Genomic DNA, 22393 nt, shown 5'->3' on the forward strand with positions numbered 1-22393 from the left:
ACCAATGAATATCAGCGAATATATGCAAGCGCTAGGTCAAAATGCTCGCGCTGCTTCTAGAGCAGTTGCTAGAGCCAATACTGGCGTTAAAAACAGTGCTCTGTTAGCCACTGCTGAAGCGTTAGAAGCTGCCCGCCCAACGCTTATGGCAGCGAACCAAATTGATCTTGAACAAGGCCAAGCCAACGGCCTAGATCCCGCTTTATTGGATCGATTAGCCTTAACCCCTAAAGTTATTGACACTATGGTTGAAGGCTTGCGTCAGGTTGCTGCACTAGCCGACCCTGTTGGTGAAATTACCGACATGAACTACCGTCCTAGCGGTATTCAGCTAGGTAAGATGCGCGTGCCGCTTGGTGTTATCGGTATTATTTATGAGTCACGCCCAAACGTTACTGTTGAGGCCGCTAGCCTGTGCTTGAAATCAGGTAATGCTGTAATTTTACGAGGTGGTTCAGAAGCCATTCATTCTAACCGTGCGATTGCAGATTGTTTGGCGCAAGGCTTGAAAGCGGCAGGCTTGCCTGAAACAGCGGTACAGGTGATCAATACCACAGATAGAGCAGCAGTGGGTGAGCTGATCACTATGCCTGAATATGTGGATGTGATTGTGCCGCGTGGGGGCAAAGGTTTAATCGAGCGCATCAGTAAAGAAGCCACGGTGCCTGTGATCAAGCACTTAGATGGCATCTGTCATGTTTATATTGATTCTCAGGCTGATCTAGACAAAGCGGTTAGTATTGCAGTGAATGCTAAGACGCATCGTTATGGCACCTGCAACACAATGGAAACTTTACTGGTTGCCGAGTCGGTGGCGACACAGGTTTTGCCTCGTTTAGCTGAAGCTTATGCTGAAAAGGGTGTAGAGCTAAGAGGGTGTGAGAAAACCTGCCAGATTCTGCCTCAAGCGATTGCCGCTACAGAGACCGACTGGAGCACCGAGTATTTAGCGCCTATTCTGTCGATCAAAGTTGTAGCGGATATAGATGAAGCCATTGAGCATATCAACCAATATGGCTCACACCATACCGATGCGATTATTACTGAAAGCTATGCCTTGGCACGCCGCTTTCTTGCAGAAGTCGATTCAAGCTCTGTAATGGTCAATGCATCCACTCGCTTTGCGGATGGTTTTGAGTATGGCTTGGGTGCTGAAATTGGTATCTCAACTGATAAAATCCATGCGCGCGGCCCTGTGGGCTTGGAAGGTTTAACTTCACAGAAATATGTGGTGTTTGGTGACGGACATATCCGCCAATAGTCTGAAAAAACGTAAATTGGTGGCAGTGATGGGGGGGACATTTGACCCTGTTCATCACGGCCATCTACGTTCTGCACTTGAGCTGAAGCAACTGCTTAACCTTGATCAGCTGCGTTTATTACCTTGTCATCAGCCTACGCATAGAGGGGTGCCTCGAACACAAGCTGAGCAGCGACTTCAAATGCTGCGACTTGCGGTAGCGGACGAGCCCTCTCTTTATATTGACGATCGTGAAATTCGCCTTGATCAGCCTTCTTACTCTGTTTATAGCTTGCAAAGCTTAAAGGCAGAGTTGGGCGACAGTGTGACGTTGTTTTGGGTATTGGGGGTGGATTCTTTCGCCTCTTTTACTCGATGGCATCGCTGGCAAGAGATTCTACAGCTCGCCAATTTAATTATTTTAACCCGCCCAGGCTTCACATTGGGCGAAAATACGCCAGAGCAAAAGTTATGGCAGGCAAACCGAGCAGATTGTGCTGAGTTAGAAAAAGCAGATTGCGGAAAAATTTATGCGTTACAACTACCTTCGCAATTAGAAATATCAGCAACTTTTATTAGAGATCAGCTACAGCAAGGTTGTTCTGTGCGCTACTTGTTGCCTGATGCTGTATTAAACTACATTCAGCAGCAGCAACTTTACGGTTAATTCACTTTAAAGTGTCTTAATTGCAGCATTTTTGAACATAAGGCTACAAAGCTGCTCTAACTTATAAGACAATTAGCCCTTGTCGAAAAAAATCGGGTGACTCCGTTAAAGAATGAGGTCCTATGCAAACTGAACAACTCAAACAGCTGGTTATTGACTCGCTGGAAGAAATGAAAGGCAATGACATTGTCGTGCTAGATGTTAAAGGCAGCACCAGTGTGACTGACTTCATGATCATCGCCAGCGGGACATCAACCCGTCACGTAGCGTCACTAGCTGAGAATGTGGTTGTAAAAGTTAAAGAAAATGGCTGCCGTCCTTTAGGTGTTGAAGGCAAGTCTGGTAGCGAATGGGTTTTGGTAGACCTGGGCGATGTTGTGGTTCACGTTATGCAACCAGCAACACGCCAACATTACGACCTAGAGCGTCTGTGGGGCGACCTACCGGATGAAACAGCGTCAGAGGCGGAGACTGCTTCTTGAAGATAAAACTGATTGCCGTGGGCACTAAAATGCCCAGCTGGGTTGAACAGGGTTATCAAGAATACGCAAAGCGCCTGCCAAGGGAGTTTTCCCTTGAGCTGGTGGAGATCCCCCCGGGCAACCGGGGTAAAAACGCAGATATTGAGCGTGCGATTCGTAAAGAGGGTGATTTGATGATGGCTAAAATCCATCCGTCAGATCACGTTGTCGCGCTTGAAGTATTAGGTAAGCCTTGGTCTACTGAGAATTTAGCTGACGAAGCCGAGCGTTGGAAAATGTCAGGGCAGGATGTCGCTCTCTTAGTTGGAGGGCCAGAAGGATTAGCCCCTGAGTGTAAACAAAGGGCAAACCAACAATGGTCATTGTCCCCCTTAACGCTACCACATCCTATGGTACGTATTATTTTGTCAGAGCAAATTTATCGTGCTTGGAGCCTCTTACAAGGCCACCCCTATCACCGATGAATAATCCCCTGTAGGTTAAAACGGTAACGGCCGGATGTCGGAAAAACGCACCTTCAAGAATTTGGATCTTGAATACCGCTTATTCAAAGAGCGGGTTTATGTTGCCTTTGCATTATTGGTGCTACTGGTTTTAGTGCTGATAGCTCGCATGTTTTATCTACAGGTTTATCAGTATGAGGTGTACAGCACTCGCTCTGACAAAAACCGTATGCACATACGCGCCATGCCGCCGACCCGTGGTTTAATTTATGATCGGGAAGGTCGTATTCTGGCTGAAAATCTACCCAGTTATAACCTTACTTTTGTGCGCGAGCGGGCAAAAGATATCCCTGAGGTAGTTGATACTTTAGCTGAAATATTAAAGCTGGATGAAACCGGTAAGGAAGAGATTACTAAGCAGGTTTACAGTCGTCGTCGTCCATTCCAGTCCGCACTATTACTTAGCCAGTTAACTGAGCCTCAGATTGCCGCTATATCCGTCAATCGTTATCGTTTGCCTGGTGTTGAAATTGAGGCTCAATTAATCCGTCATTATCCCTACGGGTCTATGCTGGCCCATGTCTTGGGTTATGTTTCTCGTATCAGTGAGAAAGATTTAGACAACCTTGATGCCTCAGAGTATGCAGGCACCTACTACATTGGTAAAAGTGGGATAGAGAAACAATACGAACAAGCTTTACATGGCAGCGTGGGCGTACAAACAGTTGAAACCAACGCCCGAGGGCGAGTATTACAAGTCCTCGATGAGGATCTTCCATCACCGGGTAAAAAACTACAGCTGCACATTGATGCAAACTTACAGCAGGCCGCACTTAGAGCTTTAACTGGATTTAGGGGAGCCATTGTTGCTATTGACCCTCAGTCTGGCGGTATTTTAGCGATGGTCAGCACCCCAAGCTTTGACCCTAACCTCTTCGTTTCAGGTATTGATAGTAAAACTTACCGACAGCTGATTACCTCTCGTGATCTGCCTATGTTTGATAGGAGTATTCGTGGTAACTATCCTCCTGCTTCTACAATTAAATCCTTTATGGGATTAGCCGGATTAAATGAAGGCGTGATCAATAAAAACACGACCATTAATGATCCGGGCTGGTATCAGCTACCAAATGATGATCGACTGTATCGAAATTGGAAGCGAACTGGGCACGGGGCTGTGAATCTAAAGCGTGCCATTGTTGTATCTAATGATACCTACTTCTACAGTCTTGCTTTCAATCTAGGTATTGATCGCATTAATCCTTTTATGCAGCGCTTTGGGTTTGGTTTAAATACAGCGGAAGACCTTCCTCAGGCCAGTCGTGGCCTTATGCCTAGCAGAGAGTGGAAGAAAATACATCGTAAAACGTCTTGGTTCCCAGGGGAAACCTTAAGTGTTGGCATTGGACAGGGGTATTGGCAAGCAACGCCTTTGCAGGTCGCTACAGCAATGGCAGTTTTGGCCAACCGAGGAAAGTGGATAAAGCCTCGTTTAGTTAAAAGTATTGGTGGTGAAGAAATTCCTGTACAGCTACCTGATACACCAGCAGATATAGAACTTAAAGATCCTCGCTACTGGGATCAAGTAATTGACGCTATGGTTGCAGTTGTACACAGCGACCGAGGCACAGCCCATAAGCTTGGGGATCGAATTGAGTATTTGATTGCAGGTAAAACTGGTACTGCACAGGTAAAAAGTATCAAGCAAGACGAAGTTTATGATGAAAGTAAACTTGCAGAGCGGCACAGAGATCACGCCATGTTCGCAGGCTTTGCACCTGCTTATAATCCTAAAATAGCGCTAGCAGTAGTGGTTGAAAACGCAGGTAGTGGCAGTGCTACAGCCGCGCCTATTGCACAGATGGTATTTGATGAGTACTTGCACTCTGCAAAGATAAAGCAAGAAATTTTTGATCAGGAACTGCGCCCATGAGTACCCGTGATTTTTTACATCAACTACCCGGTGCAACTCAAGCTTTCCGCCGTCCTGTAGGATGGATGGAGCGTATCCATTTAGATTTCTGGCTTATGATATGTCTATTTATCTTAATCAGCTGCGGCCTATTGGTGCTGTATAGTGCATCAGGGGAAAGCTTGCATGATGTGCAAAGACAAGGTATGCGCTTTTTATTCGCGTTATTGGTTATGGCTGGGGTCGCTCAGGTCGAACCTAGGCACTTGCAGTACTGGTCTCCCGTTTTTTACGGTGCTGGTGCACTGCTATTGATTGGCGTTTTACTTTTTGGCGTAGGTGCAAAGGGTGCCCAACGCTGGTTATCACTGGGCTTTTTTCGTTTTCAGCCTTCTGAGATTATGAAGCTGGCTATGCCAATGATGGTCGCATGGTATTTAGCCAATCGACCATTACCCCCTAGCATGAAACATTTGTTTATTTCTGCTGTCATTATAGCGATTCCCGTATTATTGATTGCTAAGCAGCCTGATCTGGGCACCTCGTTATTGGTTGCTGCCGCTGCAGTTTTTGTCGTGTTGCTAGCAGGTTTAAGCTGGAAGTTAATAGGTGGCTTTGTTGCGCTAGGCATCGCGGCTTTACCTGCGCTTTGGTATGTCATGCATGACTACCAACGTCAGAGAGTACTGACCTTTTTAAATCCAGAAAGCGACCCTTTAGGGTCTGGCTGGAATATTATTCAGTCTAAAACAGCCATCGGCTCAGGTGGGCTTTATGGTAAAGGCTGGCTAGAAGGTACTCAGTCTCAGTTGGAGTTTTTACCAGAGCGCCACACAGACTTTATTATTGCAGTATTGGCTGAAGAGTTTGGCATGGTAGGTGTTTGCGCCATTCTCTTTCTTTATATGCTGATCATTGCACGGGGGCTGTTTATCGCACTTAATGCCCAAGACTCTTATGGGCGCTTGGTGGCAGGTAGCATTACGCTTACTTTCTTTGTTTATGTATTTGTAAACATTGGAATGGTTAGCGGTTTACTGCCAGTGGTGGGCGTACCATTGCCACTGGTTAGTTTTGGCGGAACATCCAGTGTAACGCTGTTAACGGGGTTTGGAATACTGATGTCAATTCATACCCATCGTAAGTTGGTCGCAAAATAATGTTAAATAATAATGTTTTTCATTTTCTTGTTTGATAGAGTCTGCACTCTTTTATCGAGCAAGCTGGCCTCAAATCAGTTAAAAATTGAGTAAAATAGTTAGGTAAGCAGGTTATGTTTTTGAATTTAAAGATTAAAACACTAGTAAAAAGCTGGGCTAAGCCAGCCCTTTTATTAGCAGCTCTGTTACCTATGGGCTGTGCAACAGCCAATACAAGCGAGCCGACAGAGCCGCAGGCTCAGTCTAACTATGAGCGTAAAGTTCAAATCAAAGACTTTATTGCCGAAATGGTCAAAGACCATGACTTTGATCCAGAACCATTGGAAGCGTTGTTTCAAAAAGTTGAACGTAAACAAAGTATTTTAGATGCGATCTCGCGCCCTGCTGAGCGCACATTAGAATGGAAAGATTACCGTAAGATTTTTATTACTAAGCCTAGGATTGATCAAGGGGTAACCTTTTTACGTCAGCATCGAGCGCTATTAGAACGTGCCGAAATGGTATACGGCATACCTAAAGAGGTCATCACAGCCATTATTGGGGTGGAAACTTTCTATGGTCGTATGACTGGAAAATATCGTGTGATGGATGCACTGAGCACTTTGGCATTCGACTATCCGCCTAGAGCCGAATTTTTTCGAGGTCAGTTAAAAGAGTATTTATTACTGGCCAAAGAGGAGGGGATTGATCCTCTTAGTTTAAAAGGTTCTTATGCTGGTGCTATGGGTTTCCCTCAATTTATTCCGAGCAGCTATCGTGCTTATGCGGTTGATTTTGACGGCGACCATCAGCGTAATATTTGGCAGAACCCTGCAGACGTCATCGGCAGTGTTGCCAATTACTTCCGTCAGCACGGCTGGGAAACGGGTGCTGAAGTGGTACTGGAGGCCTCAACAGAGGGTGATGCATTCCAGTCTGTACTAAATCAAAGCCTCAAGCCTGAGTTAAGTGTTGCAGATTTGGCTGCTCTTGGTTTTACCGCGCGAAACAAAAATGCTGATATTGATGCTAATGGCAAGGCCACTGCAATGCAGCTTGAGGGTGTTCGAGGCACAGAGTATTGGCTAGGGCTTAAGAACTTTTATGTGATTACTCGTTATAACCACAGTAAGCTTTATGCCATGGCGGTATATCAGTTAAGCCAGGAGATCCGTAAGGCAGATCTGAAGCGATGAGCAAAAAATATATAGCCTTGAAATCAGGCTCTGCATTCCGGCAATGGTTTGCGCTAATGTTGATAGCGTTGTTAGCAGGTTGTAGCAGTGCACCTACTTCTACGTCACGCTATGAACTGACCCATGATACTGGGCCTGATGAGCATTTTGACGAAAGTAAAATTAAAGCGTTAAACCCGATTTATGAACCACCCAGTGCAGGAGGTAATAAGTCGCCTTATGAGGTGTGGGGAAAACGCTACTATGTTTTACCTACAGCAAAGGGCTATGTCGCAGAGGGCATTGCCTCTTGGTATGGTAAAAAGTTCCATGGCTACAAAACTGCAAATGGCGAAGTCTACGATATGTATCAGCTGAGTGCTGCGCATAAAAGTTTACCGCTTCCCAGTTATGCCGAAGTTACCAACTTAGAAAATGGTCGGAAAATTTTGGTTAGGATCAATGACCGTGGTCCCTTCCATGCTGATCGTATCATTGACCTATCCTACGCTGCGGCAGTGCGTTTAGATGTCACCACCAAGGGGACGGCAAGGGTTAAAATAGAGGTCATTGACCCTTCCACATGGAAAGGTGGAATGAGCGATCAGGTCAATAAATTAACGCCACCTGTGCGCGTACAAGTTATTGCGTTAAGTCAACGAGCATCTGCAGAGCGTGTCAAATCAGATCTGACAATGAAGACCAAGCTCCCTATTACAATTGTGAGCGAAACGGTGCGCAGTAATCTCTTGCATAAAGTACAAATAGGCCCAGTTTGGTCAAGAACTTCATTGCAGAAGTTAATTAACGATCTTGCAAACAGTGGTTACGGCCACCCGATTATATTGCCAATGACGCAAGTCAAGTAGGCCGAAGCAACTGGGCTTCGGCCATGCGTAAATTTATAAGCGTGTTATACTGTACGCCTTTTTGCGTTGGTCAGCCCGTTTGCGCAGTCAATAAACCAAGAGTAGAAGAGTTCATTATCATGAGGATTTTTAGGCAGCTTAGTACAAAGGCTTTGATGTTATTGATATTTTTAGGCGTTGTGCCTATGTCAAGTCAAGCTGATGCACTAATACCCGCACCTCCAAAACTGGCAGCTAAGTCATACATATTAATTGATGCCGACAGCGGAGAAGTGTTAGTAGAGAATAATGCAGACAAACAGCTACCTCAGGCTAGTTTGACCAAAATGATGACGGCCTACCTAGTCGAAACCGAAATTGCCAAAGGTAATATCACCCCTGAAGATAAAATTCGAGTCAGTGTAAAAGCTTGGAAAGCCCCTGGGTCTAGAATGTTTATCAAAGAAGGTGACTCTGTTTCCGTCTCTGATCTTTTAAAGGGGATCATCATCCAGTCTGGTAATGATGCCAGTATCGCTGTAGCTGAGCATATTGCAGGTAGTGAGGCCGCATTTGCTGACTTAATGACACAGCATGCTAAGAAAATGGGCATGGAAAATACGCGCTATGAAAATGCAACGGGACTACCACGCCCTGATCACTTTTCAACCGCCCGTGATTTATCGATTTTAGCCAATCACATCATCAAAGATTACCCTGAATTGTATAGCACGTACTCGCAGCAATACTTTACTTATAACGGCATTCGTCAACCCAACCGCAATCGTTTGCTATGGCGTGATAAATCAGTAGATGGTTTGAAAACAGGCCATACTGATGAAGCGGGCTATTGCCTAGTTGCATCAGCAAAACGTGGCGATATGCGTTTGATCAGTGTTGTAATGGGAACCGTAAGTGAAGAAGCCCGCGCCCGTGAGAGTCAAAAATTATTAGCGTATGGTTTTCGTTATTTTGAAACGATCAAGCCATACTCGGCTGGTGACATCTTAAATGAGCCACGCCTGTGGGCGGGTGCTAAAGATAAAATTAAGCTGGGCATTAAAGATGATTTGTATATGACCATTCCACGAGGTCAAGCGAAACGTCTTACTGCTAAATTAAATGTCAATAAAGTGATTAAAGCGCCTGTTCAAGAAGGGCAGAACTTTGGTGTTCTACAAATCAGTCTAGATGATCAAGTACTGGCAGAGCGTCCAATAGTTGCTCTTGAAAACGTTCAAGAAGGTGGCTTATTTAAACGCTTGTGGGATGCTGTTATCCTATTCTTTACCGATTTAGTCAGCTAACAGACCAGCACTGTTGCTTGTCTTGTAAGTAACGGTAATAATGACCTACAGGATTACTAGGTTATTGCAATGTATAGCTTGAATAACCATTTCAAGAGAATAGATCAAAGGGACGGGGCTTAGGCCCCGTCTGTTGTTTATGCCTAAGGTTGTAAACTATGACAAATCAAGAAGCTCCAAAAATTGAGTTCCCATGCGCCTATCCTCTAAAAGTTGTGGGTCGCGCTGCCCCTGACTTTAAAATGACGGTATTAGAAGTCATTGAAGTACATGCCCCTGATCTTGATCATACTAGTGTTAGTATTCAAGAAAGCAGCAATGGTCGCTTTCAATCTGTGCGCCTCACAATCACAGCAACAGGCGAACCACAGTTAACTCAAATCTTTAACGACCTGAAAGCCACAGGTCGTGTACAAATGGTGATTTAATATTGAGTGTCGCCAGAATGAGTGGAAAAAACGCGTGAAGCAACAGCCAATAAGTAAGACTTGCCATCATCTACCGTTACAAGTACGACATTTAGGCCAAGTATCCTATGAGTCTACTTGGCAAGCGATGCAACAGTACACCAATGAGCGGGGACCTAATGACCCCGACCAGATTTGGTTGTTGCAGCACCCTTCCGTTTTTACACAAGGACAGGCGGGTAAAGCAGAACATCTGATTGCGCCGGGTGATATTCCCGTCGTAAAAGTCGATCGTGGTGGTCAAGTGACCTATCACGGCCCCGGCCAACTAGTTGCTTATCTATTGTTAGATGTAAAGCGCTTAGGCTCAGGCGTCCGCCAGCTGGTTACATTAATGGAAGAGGCTGTTGTTGATGCTTTAAAAAAAGCAGGTGTTGAAGCCTACGCTAAAGCGGATGCCCCTGGTGTTTACGTGCAAATTGGGCAGGAAGAAGCCAAAATTGCCTCCCTTGGTTTAAGGATACGCAGGGGTTGCTCTTTTCATGGATTAGCATTCAACCTTGATATGGATCTTTCGCCATTTTTACGCATCAATCCTTGCGGTTACCAAGGATTGCGCATGACACAGCTGGCTGAGTTAGCGCCTCAGGTTACCCCTGAACAAGCCACTCAGTGGGTGTTGGATTACCTAGTAGCAGGACTGGGTTACCAACAAATCGAAGCCTATAACCGTCTGGATTAATATTATGAGTGAAACACGCTCTCCATGTGCAAGTGTCGCCACAAGCGAAACAAAAAACATTGCTGAAGGTAAAACCGCTGGCAAAGTAGAACAGGGTGTTAAATTACGTGGCGCTGAAAAAGTCTCCCGTATTCCCGTAAAAATTATTCCAACGGAAGAGCTGCCACGCAAGCCAGATTGGTTACGTGTACGTTTACATGTGTCCCCTGAAGTCAACCGTATTAAAGACACCTTACGCTCACACAAACTGCACACCGTTTGTGAAGAAGCCTCTTGTCCAAACCTTGGCGAGTGCTTCCACGGTGGTACAGCGACGTTCATGATTATGGGTGATATCTGCACCCGTCGCTGCCCATTCTGTGATGTGGCGCATGGTCGTCCTAACAACTTAAACCCAGATGAGCCGCGCGAACTGGCTGAAGCTATTGCAGACATGCGTTTGAAGTATGTTGTGATCACTTCCGTTGACCGTGATGATCTACGTGATGGTGGTGCTCAGCACTTTGCAGACTGTATTTCTGAAACACGTAAGCGCATGGACAAAATTGAGATTGAAGTACTAGTGCCAGACTTCCGTGGTCGTATGGAGGTTGCACTGGATATTCTTGAACAGTCACCACCCGATGTGTTCAACCACAATCTTGAAACTATTCCTGCTCTGTATCGCAAAGTACGCCCGGGTGCCGATTATCAGTGGTCTTTAGACCTACTGAAAAAATACAAAGAGCGCTGCCCAAATGTACTGACCAAATCAGGTTTGATGCTAGGTGTTGGCGAAACCAAAGAAGAGGTCATCGAAGTATTGAAAGACCTTCGTGCTCACAACGTGGACATGTTGACCTTAGGTCAGTATATGCAGCCCTCTAAAAACCACCTGCCTATTGACCGCTGGGTGCCGCCGTCTGAATTTGACGAACTGCGTGAAATTGCGGAAGGTTTAGGTTTTAAACACGTCGCCTCTGGCCCACTGGTTCGCTCGTCTTACCATGCTGATAAACAAGCACATGGTGAAGAAGTGAAATAATCACCCATAACATCTGCCTTGCAGATCAAAAGCAATATTTAATTTACAAAATAAGGGGCTAATTAGCCCCTTATGACTTGATAAGATTGGAAAACTCGCATAGCCTGAAAGTATGACGGTAGCGAGTATCTCCAATGATCAACAGCGTTCCCCGTATACCCAGTTTCTATTTTTGGATTGTATTGTCCTTTGCAATCTTTAAACCCATCGACACACTGGTTGAGCCTAGCCCGATCGCGTTTGATAACGCCGCTTATTTCAGTTTATTAGATTCCGGTGATAGCGAAACCTCGCTACTCACACACTGGCGATTACCCGCCCTGATTTACTCTAGAATTCAAATTATCGCACTGAATACACCGCTATTTTCCACCTCTGTTTATGCCTTTCCTCTCGTCCGTGCTCCACCCCTCACACATCAAACATAACACTGTGTTTATTTTATCGTATTGATATCCGCATAATTTGATTGGTAGGTTTTATCATGAAAGCATTAAATTTAATGAGCTTTGATCAACACTTTCACCTTGTTCACCCTGAAGAGTTCAGCCACCTCACACAAGACTCCTCAGCGCTGGCCATTTTCACTGACTTTAAAAAGCATATCCCACAGGCCGTGGTCTTCAACATGCCCGCAATGCATGCTGAATCGATGATGCGCAAAGCCCACGTACGTTTAAAAGTGGTGGTAGACAAAGAGGGCGAGCTGGTCGGAACCATCAGTGTTAATGAGTTAGAAGAACAGAAAATGTTTCAGGTTCAGCAAGAAAACGGTATCTCAAAAGAAGAAGTCTTAGTGCAAGACTTAATGATTCCACGTCAAAAAATCAAAGCCCTAGAATATGATGAACTAGCACAAGCCAGCATTGGTGATGTATTAGAGACTCTAAACCAAAACCATCAACAGCACTGTTTAGTGGTGGATAGCGATGAAAAACAAATTCGCGGTGTGATTTCGGCCACAGACATTGCTCGTCGTCTGCATATTCCGTTACCGACCGAAAGAAAAACCACTTTCTTTGATATTTTTATGGCCTTACGCCCTCACTGATCCAAGAGCATCGTAAAATACCCCATCACCGTCCTATTCCTGTAATAGGCCCGTGATGGGGTTTAACACTAACCAAGTTTTAACTTAAACAAGCGCTCTAATAGCCACTGCCCGCCTTTGCCTAGCGCCTTCTGCTCCGTCCAAACCACATCAATGCCTTGTAAGTTAGCATCTTGCTGATAAGTACGACTCAATACAACCAAGATACCTTTTTCCAACTGCTCCGCAACAACCGCTTCGTGTAATGCTGCCCAGCCTAAGCCTGCACTCAACAACTCAGCAATCACAAAAGGACTTTCTGCATACCAGAGTTTAGGACTGATGACCTGTCTATTATGGCTCGTATCCTCAGGATCAAGGCTTTTCATCACCAACTGCCGATATTGACGTAAATCGCTGTGGCTCACCTGCTTTAACTGAGCAAGTGGGTGATTCCGACTGCACACCGGCATCCGCCTTGAATGTCCTATACCCTTAAACTTAATGCCTTGAGGGTATTCTTCTTGTTCAAGCATCAAACCAATATGGGCTCGGCCAGAACGAATCAGCGCTGCCACATCATTAATACCGGGATCTAGCAACTCTAACTCGATAAAAGGGAATGTTTGCTCAAACTCAATCAGTAGTTCGACTACAGGTTGAGGGGAGATATTTTGCTCAATGGCAATGCAAAGCTCGCTTTCCTCGCCAAGGTTTAACGCACGCGCTTTAGCCACAAAGTCATGATGGCTGCTTTGTACCGCATAAGCTGACTTTAATAGCGCCTCACCTTGATCGGTTAAAGTTGGGCTACGACTAGAACGATCAAACAGATCAACACCAGATTCAATTTCTAAATTGATAATCGCGTTACTGACAGCAGATTGTGCTTTTTTTAAACGTCTCGCTGCGGCAGAAAAAGAGCCTGTTTCTGCCGCAGCAATGAATGCAGACAATTGATCAAGATTAGGCATAAACGACCCTATCAACTTATCTAAATATCAGATAGATACTAACTTTAATATATCTTAATAAGCCATAGAATACGCCAATCAAACTAGATAGCTATTTATAAAGAGGCGTAATAATCAAAATGGCGACATCAGCTGACAAAAAAACAGTCACTTTACGTTCAAAAGCAGACCGAGTGCGTTATGTGCTCTGCTTTGAAGTACTACTGATTTTGCTATCTGCACCTGTTATTGCTTATGCATTGGGTAAAGAGGTGTTAGACGTTGGCATGTTGACCATTATTCTCAGCCTAAAGGCTATGGTCATCAATATTGTCTATAACTATTTCTATGATCGTTTTGATGCGCGCCGTGGCATAGTACCAACAGAGCGAGGCGCTAAAGCTAGGCTTTTACATGCGTTTGGTTTTGAGTTGACACTCACCATGACCTCTCTACCGATTGTTATGTGGTGGTTGCAGATTGGGCTGCTTAAAGCCTTAGCAATGGACGCTGTAATCATGGCCTTTATTGTGCTTTATACCTTTGTTTTTACTTGGATTTACGATCGAATTTTTCCTGTCAGTCAGGCTATAACCGAATCTAGCATTCAGTCTGAGTCAGAAAATACCTTCATCCAGCTCAAGACCTAATAGACTATTAAAAAACCCAACGCCCCACTTTCCATAGTGGGGCTTTATCTCTATGTTAGAATCCTACTCTCAAAACCCTCTTTATACTCAATATTGGATCGACCATGAGCAATCAACCCCAGCGTTATTCTGTCGAGGATTTAAAGTACCTAATGGCGCGTTTGCGTGATCCTGAGTCAGGCTGCCCTTGGGACAAAGTACAAACCTTCGCCACTATAGTGCCTTACACCTTAGAAGAAGCTTACGAAGTTGCCGATGCCATTGAGCGAGAAGATTGGCCGCATTTGCAAGATGAGCTAGGGGATTTATTGTTTCAAGTGATCTACTACGCACAGATGGCACAAGAACAAACTTGGTTTGAGCTTGAAGATGTGGTGCATGGTTTAGTGACTAAAATGGTACGCCGCCATCCCCATGTTTTTGCTGATGGCAAGCTTTATGCTGCTAATAATACAGCCTCCTCTACAGAGGTTAGCCAACAACAAGTGAAACAGCGTTGGGATGAGATTAAAGCGCAAGAAAAAGCAGAGGTTAAGCAAAGCACTGAGCCTTTATCCATTTTGGCAGATATTCCCGTAGGGCTGCCAGCCTTGACCCGAGCTGCAAAGATTCAAAAGCGGGCATCTAAAGTAGGCTTTGATTGGCCGGATATATCCGGTGTACTCGACAAAATTCGGGAAGAGTTAGACGAGGTGCAAGAAGCGGTTGATGCAGGCAATTTAAGCGCAGCACAAGAAGAGTATGGCGACTTATTATTTGCAGTAACTAATCTCACTCGCTTTTTAAAGCAAGACCCCGAAACAGCGTTACGTGGCACTAACCGAAAATTTGAGCGCCGTTTTGCTTATATTGAACAGCAGTTGCATCAAGCAGGCTTAAGCTTTGATCAGGTTGATTTAGCCCAAATGGATCATTGGTGGGATGAAGCCAAAAAGCTTGAATACTAAGATTAAAAAAAGCCGCGCTTACAGATGAAGCGCGGCCAAAATGGCAAGATGTTATAACAAGGACTTAACAGCTAAAACACTTTCACAGCTAACTGACTTTTTTCAAACCAACGCCTTCATGTAAATGTTTACGGCTTAACTCTAAAAAGCGAGGAGTTAGCCCAACATCTTCATAAATAGGATCGCCCTCTTCGTCTAGTGCCGACACTTTAGTGCCTTTCACGTAAGGAAAGCTGCCTTCGACCTCATCTAAAGCCGCTTTAATCAAGTCAGTCAGTAGCAACTCAACAGGTCGACGCGGGAAGAGTTCAGCCAAAGCTTGTAAGCGTGCCGCATCTTCTATAGGCAGTTGAATGTTATATAAGGATTGGGTGAGGTCGCCCGTGTCATTTTTTTTCCAGTTTTGAACCAGCTGATTGAAACGCATGATGTCTACTCCAGCTCAGAGTGCTTAGGTTTGATCAGAGTGACTTGATCGCTACACAATCCCCTAAACACTATTTTTAAAGAAAACCTATACTTATCAATGTAGCAACATTTTTTCAGTTGTGATGTAAATCTGATCAAAATAGCGTCTGCTTATGGTGTTATTTCATAACCAATCGTAGTAAAAAGTGAGTAAGCCAAAGGAAGGGACGGTATTTGTAGCACTCTGGTTCAGTTTGTAACAAAAAGCTGCGATACCCGACACTTGAGCTAAACCCATTCCAGCAAACCTGCATCCATGATGCTGAGTGAGCAGAGGTGACAAGTGAACAGATTACATGAATCTTTAAGAGAAAATGTGCGCGTACTTGGGGGCTATCTAGGTGAAACCATCAGTCATCAGTTAGGGGCTGAGTTTGTTGATAAAATCGACACCATTCGCCATTTAGCCAAAGCAGATCGAGTAGGTGATAACAGCGATAACAATCTACAAGAGTATTTGCGTCAACTGTCTGATGACGAGCTGCTACCTGTTGCCCGTGCTTTTAACCAGTTTTTAAATTTGGCGAATATTGCAGAGCAACACTATCGCGCGCGCTATCGCAAAACAGAAGATTACCAATCTATCGACCAGCAATCACTGGACACCTTATTCAGTGAACTGCTGAGCAAAAACGTACAGCCGGAAGACATTTGGCAAACCATCACTGATATGCGTATTGATTTGGTGATGACCGCACACCCAACCGAAGTAAACCGTCGAACCCTGATTCAAAAATATGATGCCATCGCAGATAGCCTCAATCGCTTGGACAACACTGATCTATACCTAGATCAGCGTGAAAAAGTGCTCAGCCGCATTCGCCAATTGATTGAGCAAGCTTGGCATACAGATGAGATTCGTCATCAACGCCCAACCCCTGTAGACGAAGCCAAATGGGGCTTTGTGGTGATCGAAAACTCGCTCTGGCAAGCGGTGCCTGAGTTCTATCGCCACTTAGACCAAGCCTTGCGCAATATCACAGGTCGTTCATTGCCTCTTGATTGCTCTCCTATTCGCTTTGCTTCTTGGATGGGCGGTGATCGTGATGGTAACCCTAACGTGACCGCCAAAGTTACCGAAGAAGTGCTGCTGTTAGCGCGCTGGATGGCGGCAGACCTGTACTTACGAGATATAGAGCAACTGCTACACGAGCTATCCATGTGGCAGTGTAGCGACGAGCTAAGAGCTGAGGTTGGCGAAACTGCTGAGCCTTATCGAGCCTTGCTGCGTAAACTGCGCCATCGGTTACAGTTAACGTTGAACTGGATTGAAGGTCGTTTAGAGCAGAATAATACCCACGAACCGGCACCAGAAGGGGTATTAACCCATACCGCAGAGCTGACCGAACCGCTTAAAATCTGTTATCGCTCACTCAAAGCTTGTGGCATGGAAGGTATCGCACGAGGCCCACTTTTAGACACTTTACGCCGTGCCAGCTGCTTTAGTTTAAACCTGCTAAAACTGGACATTCGCCAAGAGTCTGGGCGTCATGAAGCGGTTTTCACTGAGCTGTGCAAAGCTTTAGATCTTGGTGATTACAGCCAGTGGGATGAGCATGAGCGGCAGCACTTTTTACTGTCAGAGCTGCGTAGTCCGCGGCCTTTAATCCCGCATAACTGGCAACCTTCGCCAGAGGTGCAAGAGGTGATCGATACCTGTAGAGTTATCGCACAACAATCCCCTGAAGCGCTAGGTAGCTACGTTATTTCAATGGCTCACCAGGCTTCTGATATTTTAGCGGTGCAGCTGTTATTAAAAGAGTGCGGCTGTAGCTTTCCAATGAAAGTAGTACCGCTGTTTGAAACCCTTGATGATCTTGATCGTTCAGCAGATGTACTTGGGCGTTTACTGCGTATCGAATGGTATGTTGACCGTATCCAAGGCGAGCAGGAGGTGATGATTGGTTACTCTGACTCCTCCAAAGATGCTGGACAACTTGCCGCGGCTTGGGGGCAATACCGCGCTCAAGAAGAGCTGGTACAGGTCTGTCGTCGTCATGGCGTGCACCTCACCCTATTCCACGGTCGCGGCGGCACCGTAGGTCGTGGCGGCGGCCCTGCTCGTTCAGCCATTCTGGCACAACCGCCAGGCTCAGTGAATGGCAGCATACGCGTCACAGAACAAGGTGAGATGATCCGCTTTAAATTTGGCTTACCGGAGATCGCACAGCGGAGCATGGAAATCTATGTTTCAGCCGTTTTAGAGGCCAGCTTGCAGCCACCTCCCAGTGCAAAACCGCAGTGGCGTCATCAAATGAATCAGTTGGCACAGGATGCGCTGACCAGCTATCGCCAGCAAATTCGTGAACACCCTGATTTTGTGCCTTATTTCCGTGCAGCAACCCCTGAGCAAGAGTTGGCTAAACTACCACTAGGCAGTCGACCTGCAAAGCGTAAGGCGAATGGCGGCGTAGAAAGTTTAAGGGCGATTCCGTGGATTTTTGCATGGACACAAATTCGCTTAATGCTACCCGCATGGTTAGGCAGTGATACCGCACTGGCGCAAGCCCAGCAGCAAAATCAACTGCCTCTGTTAAGAGAGATGATGACCGACTGGCCTTTCTTCCGTACCTATATGGATATGCTAGAGATGGTACTCACCAAATCTGATGCAGAGGTTGCCCGCTATTACGAAGAGCGTTTAGTGCCAGAACATCTGCGGCCTGTTGGTCGGCAGCTACGTGATCGACTAGGGAATTTGAAAGCCACTGTCCTAGATATTCGTAACCAACAAACGTTACAAGAAAGCATGCCCATGATTGCAGAAGCGATTCGGGTACGTAACCCCTACCTTGACCCACTGCATGTGTTGCAGGCTGAGTTACTGCAAAGGGATCGCAGTCAATCAGGCTCATCTCAAATTGAGCAAGCCTTAATGGTCACTATGGCAGGGATTGCAGCAGGTTTAAGAAATACGGGTTAAACTTTAATTAAACCAACAGATACCCGTCGTCTCAGTAAAAGGATAGGCGGGTACTTACCCATAAATGGAGACGCGCAATGTCAGAAGCCGACTTGATGCAACACCCCTTGGTGCAGCAAGCACGCGAGTTTGCTGCTGACGCTCATGGCCGTTTAGAGCAAGTGCGTCGCTACACCAACCAACCTTATATAGTGCATCCGCAAGCCGTGGCTGAAAGGGTGGCAATGGTTCTAGCCGATCCTGTTGTCCTAGCCGCGGCTTGGCTGCACGATGTAGTGGAGGACACTGATATAGAGCTGGCCGAAATAGAAGCCTTATTTGGCGCTGAGGTTGCATTATTGGTTGGGCAGCTCACAGTAGCCCAACACCCGCCTCACCTGAGTCGAGATGAACGTAAACATCTTGATAGGAAACGCTTAAAACAAGCTGAAACTGAAGCCAAGACTATTAAGTTAGCCGACATTATCGACAACACTCATACCATTGCCGAACGTGATCCCGAGTTTGCAGCACTTTACCTGCCTGAAAAAAAATCAATGTTAGAAGTACTCACCGAAGGTGATGCACAGCTTTACGCCCTTGCCGAACAGATTATCAATGATGGCTTGGCACTGTTGGATTTAGATGAAATAGACTAACCCTATTATCTCGCTTGGTGAAAACGCTGCAAAACCTCTGCGGTTAAGGCGGCGTTATAAGGCACGTCGATACCTAAGTGCTGTGCCTGACGTAACAGATAGCCATTGATAAACTCAATTTCGGTGGGTTGGCCTTTTTGCGTATCTTGCAGCATGGAGGAGCGATTCGCGGCTGTGCCCGCAATGACTTGATTGGCAAGGGCAAATAGGCCTTGCTCTGGCACGGTTAAACCTAAGGCACGCATCACCTTTTCCGTTTCTAAGCACAACTGCAATACTTGCTGATTTTTATCGGGCTCTGCCAGTGCGCCGTTTAAACATTGATGCACGGCGGTTAAGCCATTAATGGCAATATTAATCGCCAGTTTATTCCACAAGACCTGCTCAATGGGTTGGCTGAGTTCGACTTGTAAGGCAGTTTTTTGCAGTTGTTCTGCAATTTGTTGTTCAACAGCTTGTCCCTTTTGGTTTAAACCACCGATGCGCGTTAGCCCTTTTCCGGCGTGAATCACATGCTGAGAGTTTTCTAAATACGCACCATCAGTAATACAAGCCGCCAAGACCGCATATTGCTCAAACTGAGCCGCTATTGTTTGTTGTGCCCCCATGCCATTTTGTAATAAAACAATCGTTGCCTGATCTGCTAGCTTTGGTCTAATCGCGTTCAAGGCGGGTAGCGCATCAGGCGCTTTAGTCGCCACTATAAGTTGTTGAATGCTGCGATCTGCACAAGATTGAATGTCACTTACTTGAGCGGGGTAACTGAGCCGCTCGCCTTGATAAGGTGTGATAGATCGAGTTTGATCTGATAGTGCCAAGCGACGCACCAACAGTTGCACAGCATAGCCTGAAAGACTTAAATACCCCGCCCATAAACTACCCAATGACCCCGCGCCCAAAATAGACCAACAGGGTATGCTGTCCTGAGTTGTAGAAGGGTTTAGCGGCAGAGTCTGATGCGGCGCTGTCATAACAGATTTATCCTATTGGGCATACACAAGCTGATCAGTATAATGCCCCGCTATCGATTCATAAAAGGAGAGAACAATGCCATCGTTTGACGTAGTTTCTGAGTTGGATAATCATCAGGTCAACAATGCCGTTGATCAATCTAACCGTGTGGTTGGCAATCGCTTTGACTTTAAAGGAGTCGACGCCCGTTTCTTGCGTAAAGAAAACATAATTGAGTTATCGGCACAATCTGAGTTTCAAATTAATCAAATGGTCGACATTTTGCGTGCTGAACTGATTCGCCGAGAAGTCGATGTTAAATGTATGGAAGTTGACGATATTGTAGAAACGGCCAAAACAGCCCGTTGCACCGTTAAGCTACAAGAGGGTATTGATACCGATAACGCCCGCAAAATCGTTAAAATGATTAAAGATGAAAAGCTAAAAGTACAAGCGGCTATTCAAGGTGATCAGGTACGCGTGACAGGCAAAAAACGTGATGATTTGCAGCAGGTGATCGCATTTCTACGCCAAAAAGAGTTAGAAATACCGCTGCAATACCAAAACTTTCGCGATTAATCCGCTTCCTCAAGATTTAAGCTTATAGGGCTGCATCTTGGCACTGTTGACAGAGGCCGTGCAGCTCTAGCTGTTTACGCACCAAAATAAAGCCTGACTTCTCAATGCTATTATTCAGTTCAGTTAAAGTTTGTTGACCAATACTTAGCTCTTTTACCTGATGGCAGCTATCGCAGATCAAAAACTGGGGTGGCTCATGTTGATGTTCACAGCAGATATGCCGACAAGGTAAAAACTGGTTGGTGGTTTCCAGCTTGTGTACAAAGCCGTTATCCAATAGCAAGGTTAACATGCGATATGCGCTCATGGCGGGTAAAGGCGTGCCAAAAGTTGCTTGAAAACGATCGACCAATTCATAAGCCGAAAGTGGGCGATTGGCTTCTAAGAGCACCTGTAGCACTTTCTGACGCTTAGCCGTCAGCTTAACCCCTAAGGTTTGGCAGCGTGTTTTGGCATAAGCTAATGTCTCTGCTATTTGTGCCGAGTGAGCGGTGGGGCTATCAACCAGATTAGACATATTCAGTTCCTATGCTTTTGGCTCAGTCGATTGAGTAAGCGTAGTGTTGCTATCCTCAAGTGCGGTGTGCTTTTTGGTGCCCCATTGGGCAAAATTGCGTAACAACCATAATCCGGGTAACGCAATTAAGGTGCAGAGAATAAAAAACTCAGTCCAGCCTAAATACTCAGCTAAATAACCACTAGGGGCTGATATAAGCGTGCGAGGAATACCCATTAAACTGGTTAACAAGGCATATTGAGTGGCCGTAAAACGCTTGTCTGTCAGTGCCGCCATAAATGCCATATAGGCGGCGGTTCCCATGCCTGAGGTGAGGTTTTCAAAGCCAATCACCAAAGCAAGCATATTCAGGTGGTAGCCCACCTCTGCCAGTACGGCAAAACCTGCTGTACTGAGCATTTGCAATAAACCAAAGAACCACAACGCACGGTAGATACCCAGCTTTAAGATCAGCGCCCCTCCTAAAAAAGCACCGATCAAGGTAGCCCAAAAGCCAAAGAGTTTAACCGTCACACCGATTTCCGTACTGCTAAAGCCCATATCAACATAGAAAGGGCTGGTCATCGCACTGGCAAGGGTATCACCGAGCTTATAGAGCAGAATAAACAGCAGGATTGTCCAAGCTGAATCACGGGTAAAGTATTCTTTAAAAGGTTCAATCACCGCTGCTTTAAGGGTAGTTGGTAAGTTCTCTGGGGTGTCAGGTTCAGGGGCCAGAAAGGTTGTTAACAAGCCTATGCCCATGCACAGCCCCATTAACATAAATACCGCGGGAAAACCCAAACTGTCGGCCAGAATCAAACCACCACCAGAGGCCAGTAACATCCCTGTGCGATAACCATAAACATATAGGCTAGAACCCATACCCAACTCATTTTCAGCCAAATGCTCTCGACGATAAGCATCAATCACAATATCTTGACTGGCACTGAAAAATGTCACCAATACAGCTAGCAGTGCAATAGTGACGGGAGAACTAATAGGATCAGACAAACCAATACTGGCAATCGCACAGCCTAACAGCACTTGGATCAATGCTAGCCAGCCACGACGACGCCCTAAAAAAGGCAGTACATAGCGGTCTAAAACCGGTGCCCAAACAAATTTCAAGGTATAAGGCAAACCCACCAGCGCCATCAAGCCTATAGTGGACAGGTCTACGCCCTCTTGGCGCATCCAGATTTGTAAAACAGAAATCGTTAATAGCAGCGGTAAACCACTGGAGAACCCCATCACAAACGTGATCAGCATACGCAGGTTAAAGCAGAGTTTAAGCCCGTTAAGAAGCGAGTTTTGGCGGGTCAAAATGATAATCCAGTGATGTTATAAAGTCTCAATTGTACGCAAGTTA

The 22393-nt window shown here is 45.7% G+C and carries 24 protein-coding genes; 19 read left to right on the forward strand and 5 right to left on the reverse strand.

Annotated elements, in window-relative coordinates; all coding sequences use genetic code 11:
* The first annotated feature begins 4 nt into the window (after nt 1-4).
* The 14 genes from B5D26_RS04975 to B5D26_RS05035 all read left to right on the forward strand — a co-directional run bounded on the left by B5D26_RS04975 (nt 5) and on the right by B5D26_RS05035 (nt 12437).
* Entirely contained in the window at nt 5-1261 is a 1257-nt protein-coding gene (locus B5D26_RS04975) for a glutamate-5-semialdehyde dehydrogenase (protein ID WP_078744629.1), read from the forward strand.
* Nucleotides 1239-1907 (forward strand): nicotinate-nucleotide adenylyltransferase, encoded by a 669-nt coding sequence (nadD, locus tag B5D26_RS04980; protein ID WP_159445598.1) that lies wholly within the window; start codon nt 1239-1241, stop codon nt 1905-1907. The genes B5D26_RS04975 and nadD overlap by 23 nt, the downstream gene beginning before the upstream one ends.
* A 122-nt stretch (nt 1908-2029) precedes the next feature.
* A complete protein-coding gene (gene rsfS / locus B5D26_RS04985; protein WP_078744631.1) occupies nt 2030-2389 on the forward strand; it encodes a ribosome silencing factor in 360 nt (119 codons plus the stop codon).
* Complete coding sequence (gene rlmH, locus B5D26_RS04990; RefSeq protein WP_078744632.1) at nt 2386-2853, forward strand: 23S rRNA (pseudouridine(1915)-N(3))-methyltransferase RlmH; 468 nt, start codon at nt 2386-2388, stop codon at nt 2851-2853. Before rsfS ends, rlmH begins: the two co-directional genes overlap by 4 nt.
* Nucleotides 2854-2887: 34 nt before the next feature.
* On the forward strand, nt 2888-4765 hold the full coding sequence (gene mrdA, locus B5D26_RS04995; RefSeq protein WP_078744633.1) for a penicillin-binding protein 2: 1878 nt from the start codon (nt 2888-2890) through the stop codon (nt 4763-4765).
* Nucleotides 4762-5904, forward strand: coding sequence for a rod shape-determining protein RodA (rodA, locus tag B5D26_RS05000; RefSeq protein WP_078744634.1), 1143 nt, complete (start codon nt 4762-4764; stop codon nt 5902-5904). Before mrdA ends, rodA begins: the two co-directional genes overlap by 4 nt.
* Before the next feature lie 113 nt (nt 5905-6017).
* Nucleotides 6018-7079, forward strand: a complete 1062-nt coding sequence (gene mltB / locus B5D26_RS05005) for a lytic murein transglycosylase B (protein ID WP_200810618.1) — start codon at nt 6018-6020, stop codon at nt 7077-7079.
* Entirely contained in the window at nt 7076-7927 is an 852-nt protein-coding gene (locus tag B5D26_RS05010; RefSeq protein ID WP_078744635.1) for a septal ring lytic transglycosylase RlpA family protein, read from the forward strand. The genes mltB and B5D26_RS05010 overlap by 4 nt, the downstream gene beginning before the upstream one ends.
* A gap of 185 nt (nt 7928-8112) precedes the next feature.
* A complete protein-coding gene (locus tag B5D26_RS05015) occupies nt 8113-9213 on the forward strand; it encodes a D-alanyl-D-alanine carboxypeptidase family protein (RefSeq protein WP_234985189.1) in 1101 nt (366 codons plus the stop codon).
* 158 nt (nt 9214-9371) lie between these two features.
* Nucleotides 9372-9641, forward strand: coding sequence for an HP0495 family protein (locus tag B5D26_RS05020; RefSeq protein WP_078744637.1), 270 nt, complete (start codon nt 9372-9374; stop codon nt 9639-9641).
* Nucleotides 9642-9675: 34 nt separating this feature from the next.
* Nucleotides 9676-10362 (forward strand): lipoyl(octanoyl) transferase LipB, encoded by a 687-nt coding sequence (gene lipB / locus B5D26_RS05025; RefSeq protein WP_268808389.1) that lies wholly within the window; start codon nt 9676-9678, stop codon nt 10360-10362.
* Nucleotides 10363-10366: 4 nt separating this feature from the next.
* Nucleotides 10367-11386: a lipoyl synthase gene (gene lipA / locus B5D26_RS05030; protein ID WP_078744638.1), complete on the forward strand. Its 1020-nt coding sequence runs from the start codon at nt 10367-10369 to the stop codon at nt 11384-11386.
* 134 nt (nt 11387-11520) lie between these two features.
* Complete coding sequence (locus B5D26_RS16030; protein WP_139776611.1) at nt 11521-11814, forward strand: hypothetical protein; 294 nt, start codon at nt 11521-11523, stop codon at nt 11812-11814.
* 56 nt (nt 11815-11870) lie between these two features.
* On the forward strand, nt 11871-12437 hold the full coding sequence (locus tag B5D26_RS05035; RefSeq protein WP_078744639.1) for a CBS domain-containing protein: 567 nt from the start codon (nt 11871-11873) through the stop codon (nt 12435-12437).
* 68 nt (nt 12438-12505) lie between these two features.
* Here the strand turns inward: B5D26_RS05035 and B5D26_RS05040 are convergent, their stop codons facing one another.
* Nucleotides 12506-13390 (reverse strand): LysR family transcriptional regulator, encoded by an 885-nt coding sequence (locus B5D26_RS05040; protein WP_078744640.1) that lies wholly within the window; start codon nt 13388-13390, stop codon nt 12506-12508.
* A gap of 119 nt (nt 13391-13509) precedes the next feature.
* Here B5D26_RS05040 and B5D26_RS05045 point away from each other — a divergent pair, with 119 nt between their 5' ends.
* Together B5D26_RS05045 and mazG are read left to right on the forward strand one after the other, a co-directional pair.
* Nucleotides 13510-14019 carry a PACE efflux transporter gene (locus tag B5D26_RS05045; RefSeq protein WP_078744641.1) on the forward strand — a complete coding sequence of 170 codons (510 nt, stop codon included), beginning with the start codon at nt 13510-13512 and terminating at the stop codon, nt 14017-14019.
* A 104-nt stretch (nt 14020-14123) separates the two neighbouring features.
* Nucleotides 14124-14966, forward strand: a complete 843-nt coding sequence (mazG, locus tag B5D26_RS05050; protein ID WP_078744642.1) for a nucleoside triphosphate pyrophosphohydrolase — start codon at nt 14124-14126, stop codon at nt 14964-14966.
* Between the two features lie 88 nt (nt 14967-15054).
* On the opposite strand, the gene B5D26_RS05055 is transcribed toward mazG, so the two are convergent.
* Nucleotides 15055-15393 carry a pilin assembly protein gene (locus B5D26_RS05055; RefSeq protein ID WP_078744643.1) on the reverse strand — a complete coding sequence of 113 codons (339 nt, stop codon included), beginning with the start codon at nt 15391-15393 and terminating at the stop codon, nt 15055-15057.
* Nucleotides 15394-15717: 324 nt separating this feature from the next.
* Between B5D26_RS05055 and ppc the strand changes: the two genes are divergently transcribed.
* Nucleotides 15718-18357 carry a phosphoenolpyruvate carboxylase gene (ppc, locus tag B5D26_RS05060; protein WP_078744644.1) on the forward strand — a complete coding sequence of 880 codons (2640 nt, stop codon included), beginning with the start codon at nt 15718-15720 and terminating at the stop codon, nt 18355-18357.
* A 77-nt stretch (nt 18358-18434) separates the two neighbouring features.
* Nucleotides 18435-18995, forward strand: coding sequence for an HD domain-containing protein (locus B5D26_RS05065; protein WP_078744645.1), 561 nt, complete (start codon nt 18435-18437; stop codon nt 18993-18995).
* 5 nt (nt 18996-19000) lie between these two features.
* On the opposite strand, the gene B5D26_RS05070 is transcribed toward B5D26_RS05065, so the two are convergent.
* Nucleotides 19001-19966, reverse strand: a complete 966-nt coding sequence (locus B5D26_RS05070; protein ID WP_078744646.1) for a ketopantoate reductase family protein — start codon at nt 19964-19966, stop codon at nt 19001-19003.
* A gap of 76 nt (nt 19967-20042) precedes the next feature.
* Between B5D26_RS05070 and B5D26_RS05075 the strand changes: the two genes are divergently transcribed.
* Complete coding sequence (locus tag B5D26_RS05075; protein ID WP_078744647.1) at nt 20043-20525, forward strand: YajQ family cyclic di-GMP-binding protein; 483 nt, start codon at nt 20043-20045, stop codon at nt 20523-20525.
* Between the two features lie 22 nt (nt 20526-20547).
* Here B5D26_RS05075 and B5D26_RS05080 read toward each other — a convergent pair whose 3' ends face one another.
* Nucleotides 20548-21042, reverse strand: coding sequence for a Fur family transcriptional regulator (locus B5D26_RS05080; RefSeq protein ID WP_078744648.1), 495 nt, complete (start codon nt 21040-21042; stop codon nt 20548-20550).
* A gap of 9 nt (nt 21043-21051) precedes the next feature.
* The gene (locus tag B5D26_RS05085) at nt 21052-22347 is read right to left on the reverse strand and encodes an AmpG family muropeptide MFS transporter (protein ID WP_234985190.1); all 1296 of its coding nucleotides are present in this window, start codon (nt 22345-22347) and stop codon (nt 21052-21054) included.
* Between the last annotated feature and the right edge of the window lie 46 nt (nt 22348-22393).

This window comes from Oceanospirillum multiglobuliferum, assembly GCF_900167095.1.
In the GTDB taxonomy this organism is placed as follows: domain Bacteria; phylum Pseudomonadota; class Gammaproteobacteria; order Pseudomonadales; family Halomonadaceae; genus Oceanospirillum; species Oceanospirillum multiglobuliferum.

Coding starts and splice junctions, on each gene's coding strand:
- B5D26_RS04975 (WP_078744629.1), top strand. CDS start 5: ATGAATATCAGCGAATATATGCAAGCGCTAGGTCAAAATGCTCGCGCT.
- rsfS (WP_078744631.1), top strand. CDS start 2,030: ATGCAAACTGAACAACTCAAACAGCTGGTTATTGACTCGCTGGAAGAA.
- mrdA (WP_078744633.1), top strand. CDS start 2,888: ATGTCGGAAAAACGCACCTTCAAGAATTTGGATCTTGAATACCGCTTA.
- rodA (WP_078744634.1), top strand. CDS start 4,762: ATGAGTACCCGTGATTTTTTACATCAACTACCCGGTGCAACTCAAGCT.
- mltB (WP_200810618.1), top strand. CDS start 6,018: ATGTTTTTGAATTTAAAGATTAAAACACTAGTAAAAAGCTGGGCTAAG.
- B5D26_RS05010 (WP_078744635.1), top strand. CDS start 7,076: ATGAGCAAAAAATATATAGCCTTGAAATCAGGCTCTGCATTCCGGCAA.
- B5D26_RS05015 (WP_234985189.1), top strand. CDS start 8,113: ATGTCAAGTCAAGCTGATGCACTAATACCCGCACCTCCAAAACTGGCA.
- B5D26_RS05020 (WP_078744637.1), top strand. CDS start 9,372: ATGACAAATCAAGAAGCTCCAAAAATTGAGTTCCCATGCGCCTATCCT.
- lipA (WP_078744638.1), top strand. CDS start 10,367: ATGAGTGAAACACGCTCTCCATGTGCAAGTGTCGCCACAAGCGAAACA.
- B5D26_RS16030 (WP_139776611.1), top strand. CDS start 11,521: ATGATCAACAGCGTTCCCCGTATACCCAGTTTCTATTTTTGGATTGTA.
- B5D26_RS05035 (WP_078744639.1), top strand. CDS start 11,871: ATGAAAGCATTAAATTTAATGAGCTTTGATCAACACTTTCACCTTGTT.
- B5D26_RS05040 (WP_078744640.1), bottom strand. CDS start 13,390: ATGCCTAATCTTGATCAATTGTCTGCATTCATTGCTGCGGCAGAAACA.
- B5D26_RS05045 (WP_078744641.1), top strand. CDS start 13,510: ATGGCGACATCAGCTGACAAAAAAACAGTCACTTTACGTTCAAAAGCA.
- mazG (WP_078744642.1), top strand. CDS start 14,124: ATGAGCAATCAACCCCAGCGTTATTCTGTCGAGGATTTAAAGTACCTA.
- B5D26_RS05055 (WP_078744643.1), bottom strand. CDS start 15,393: ATGCGTTTCAATCAGCTGGTTCAAAACTGGAAAAAAAATGACACGGGC.
- B5D26_RS05065 (WP_078744645.1), top strand. CDS start 18,435: ATGTCAGAAGCCGACTTGATGCAACACCCCTTGGTGCAGCAAGCACGC.
- B5D26_RS05070 (WP_078744646.1), bottom strand. CDS start 19,966: ATGACAGCGCCGCATCAGACTCTGCCGCTAAACCCTTCTACAACTCAG.
- B5D26_RS05075 (WP_078744647.1), top strand. CDS start 20,043: ATGCCATCGTTTGACGTAGTTTCTGAGTTGGATAATCATCAGGTCAAC.
- B5D26_RS05080 (WP_078744648.1), bottom strand. CDS start 21,042: ATGTCTAATCTGGTTGATAGCCCCACCGCTCACTCGGCACAAATAGCA.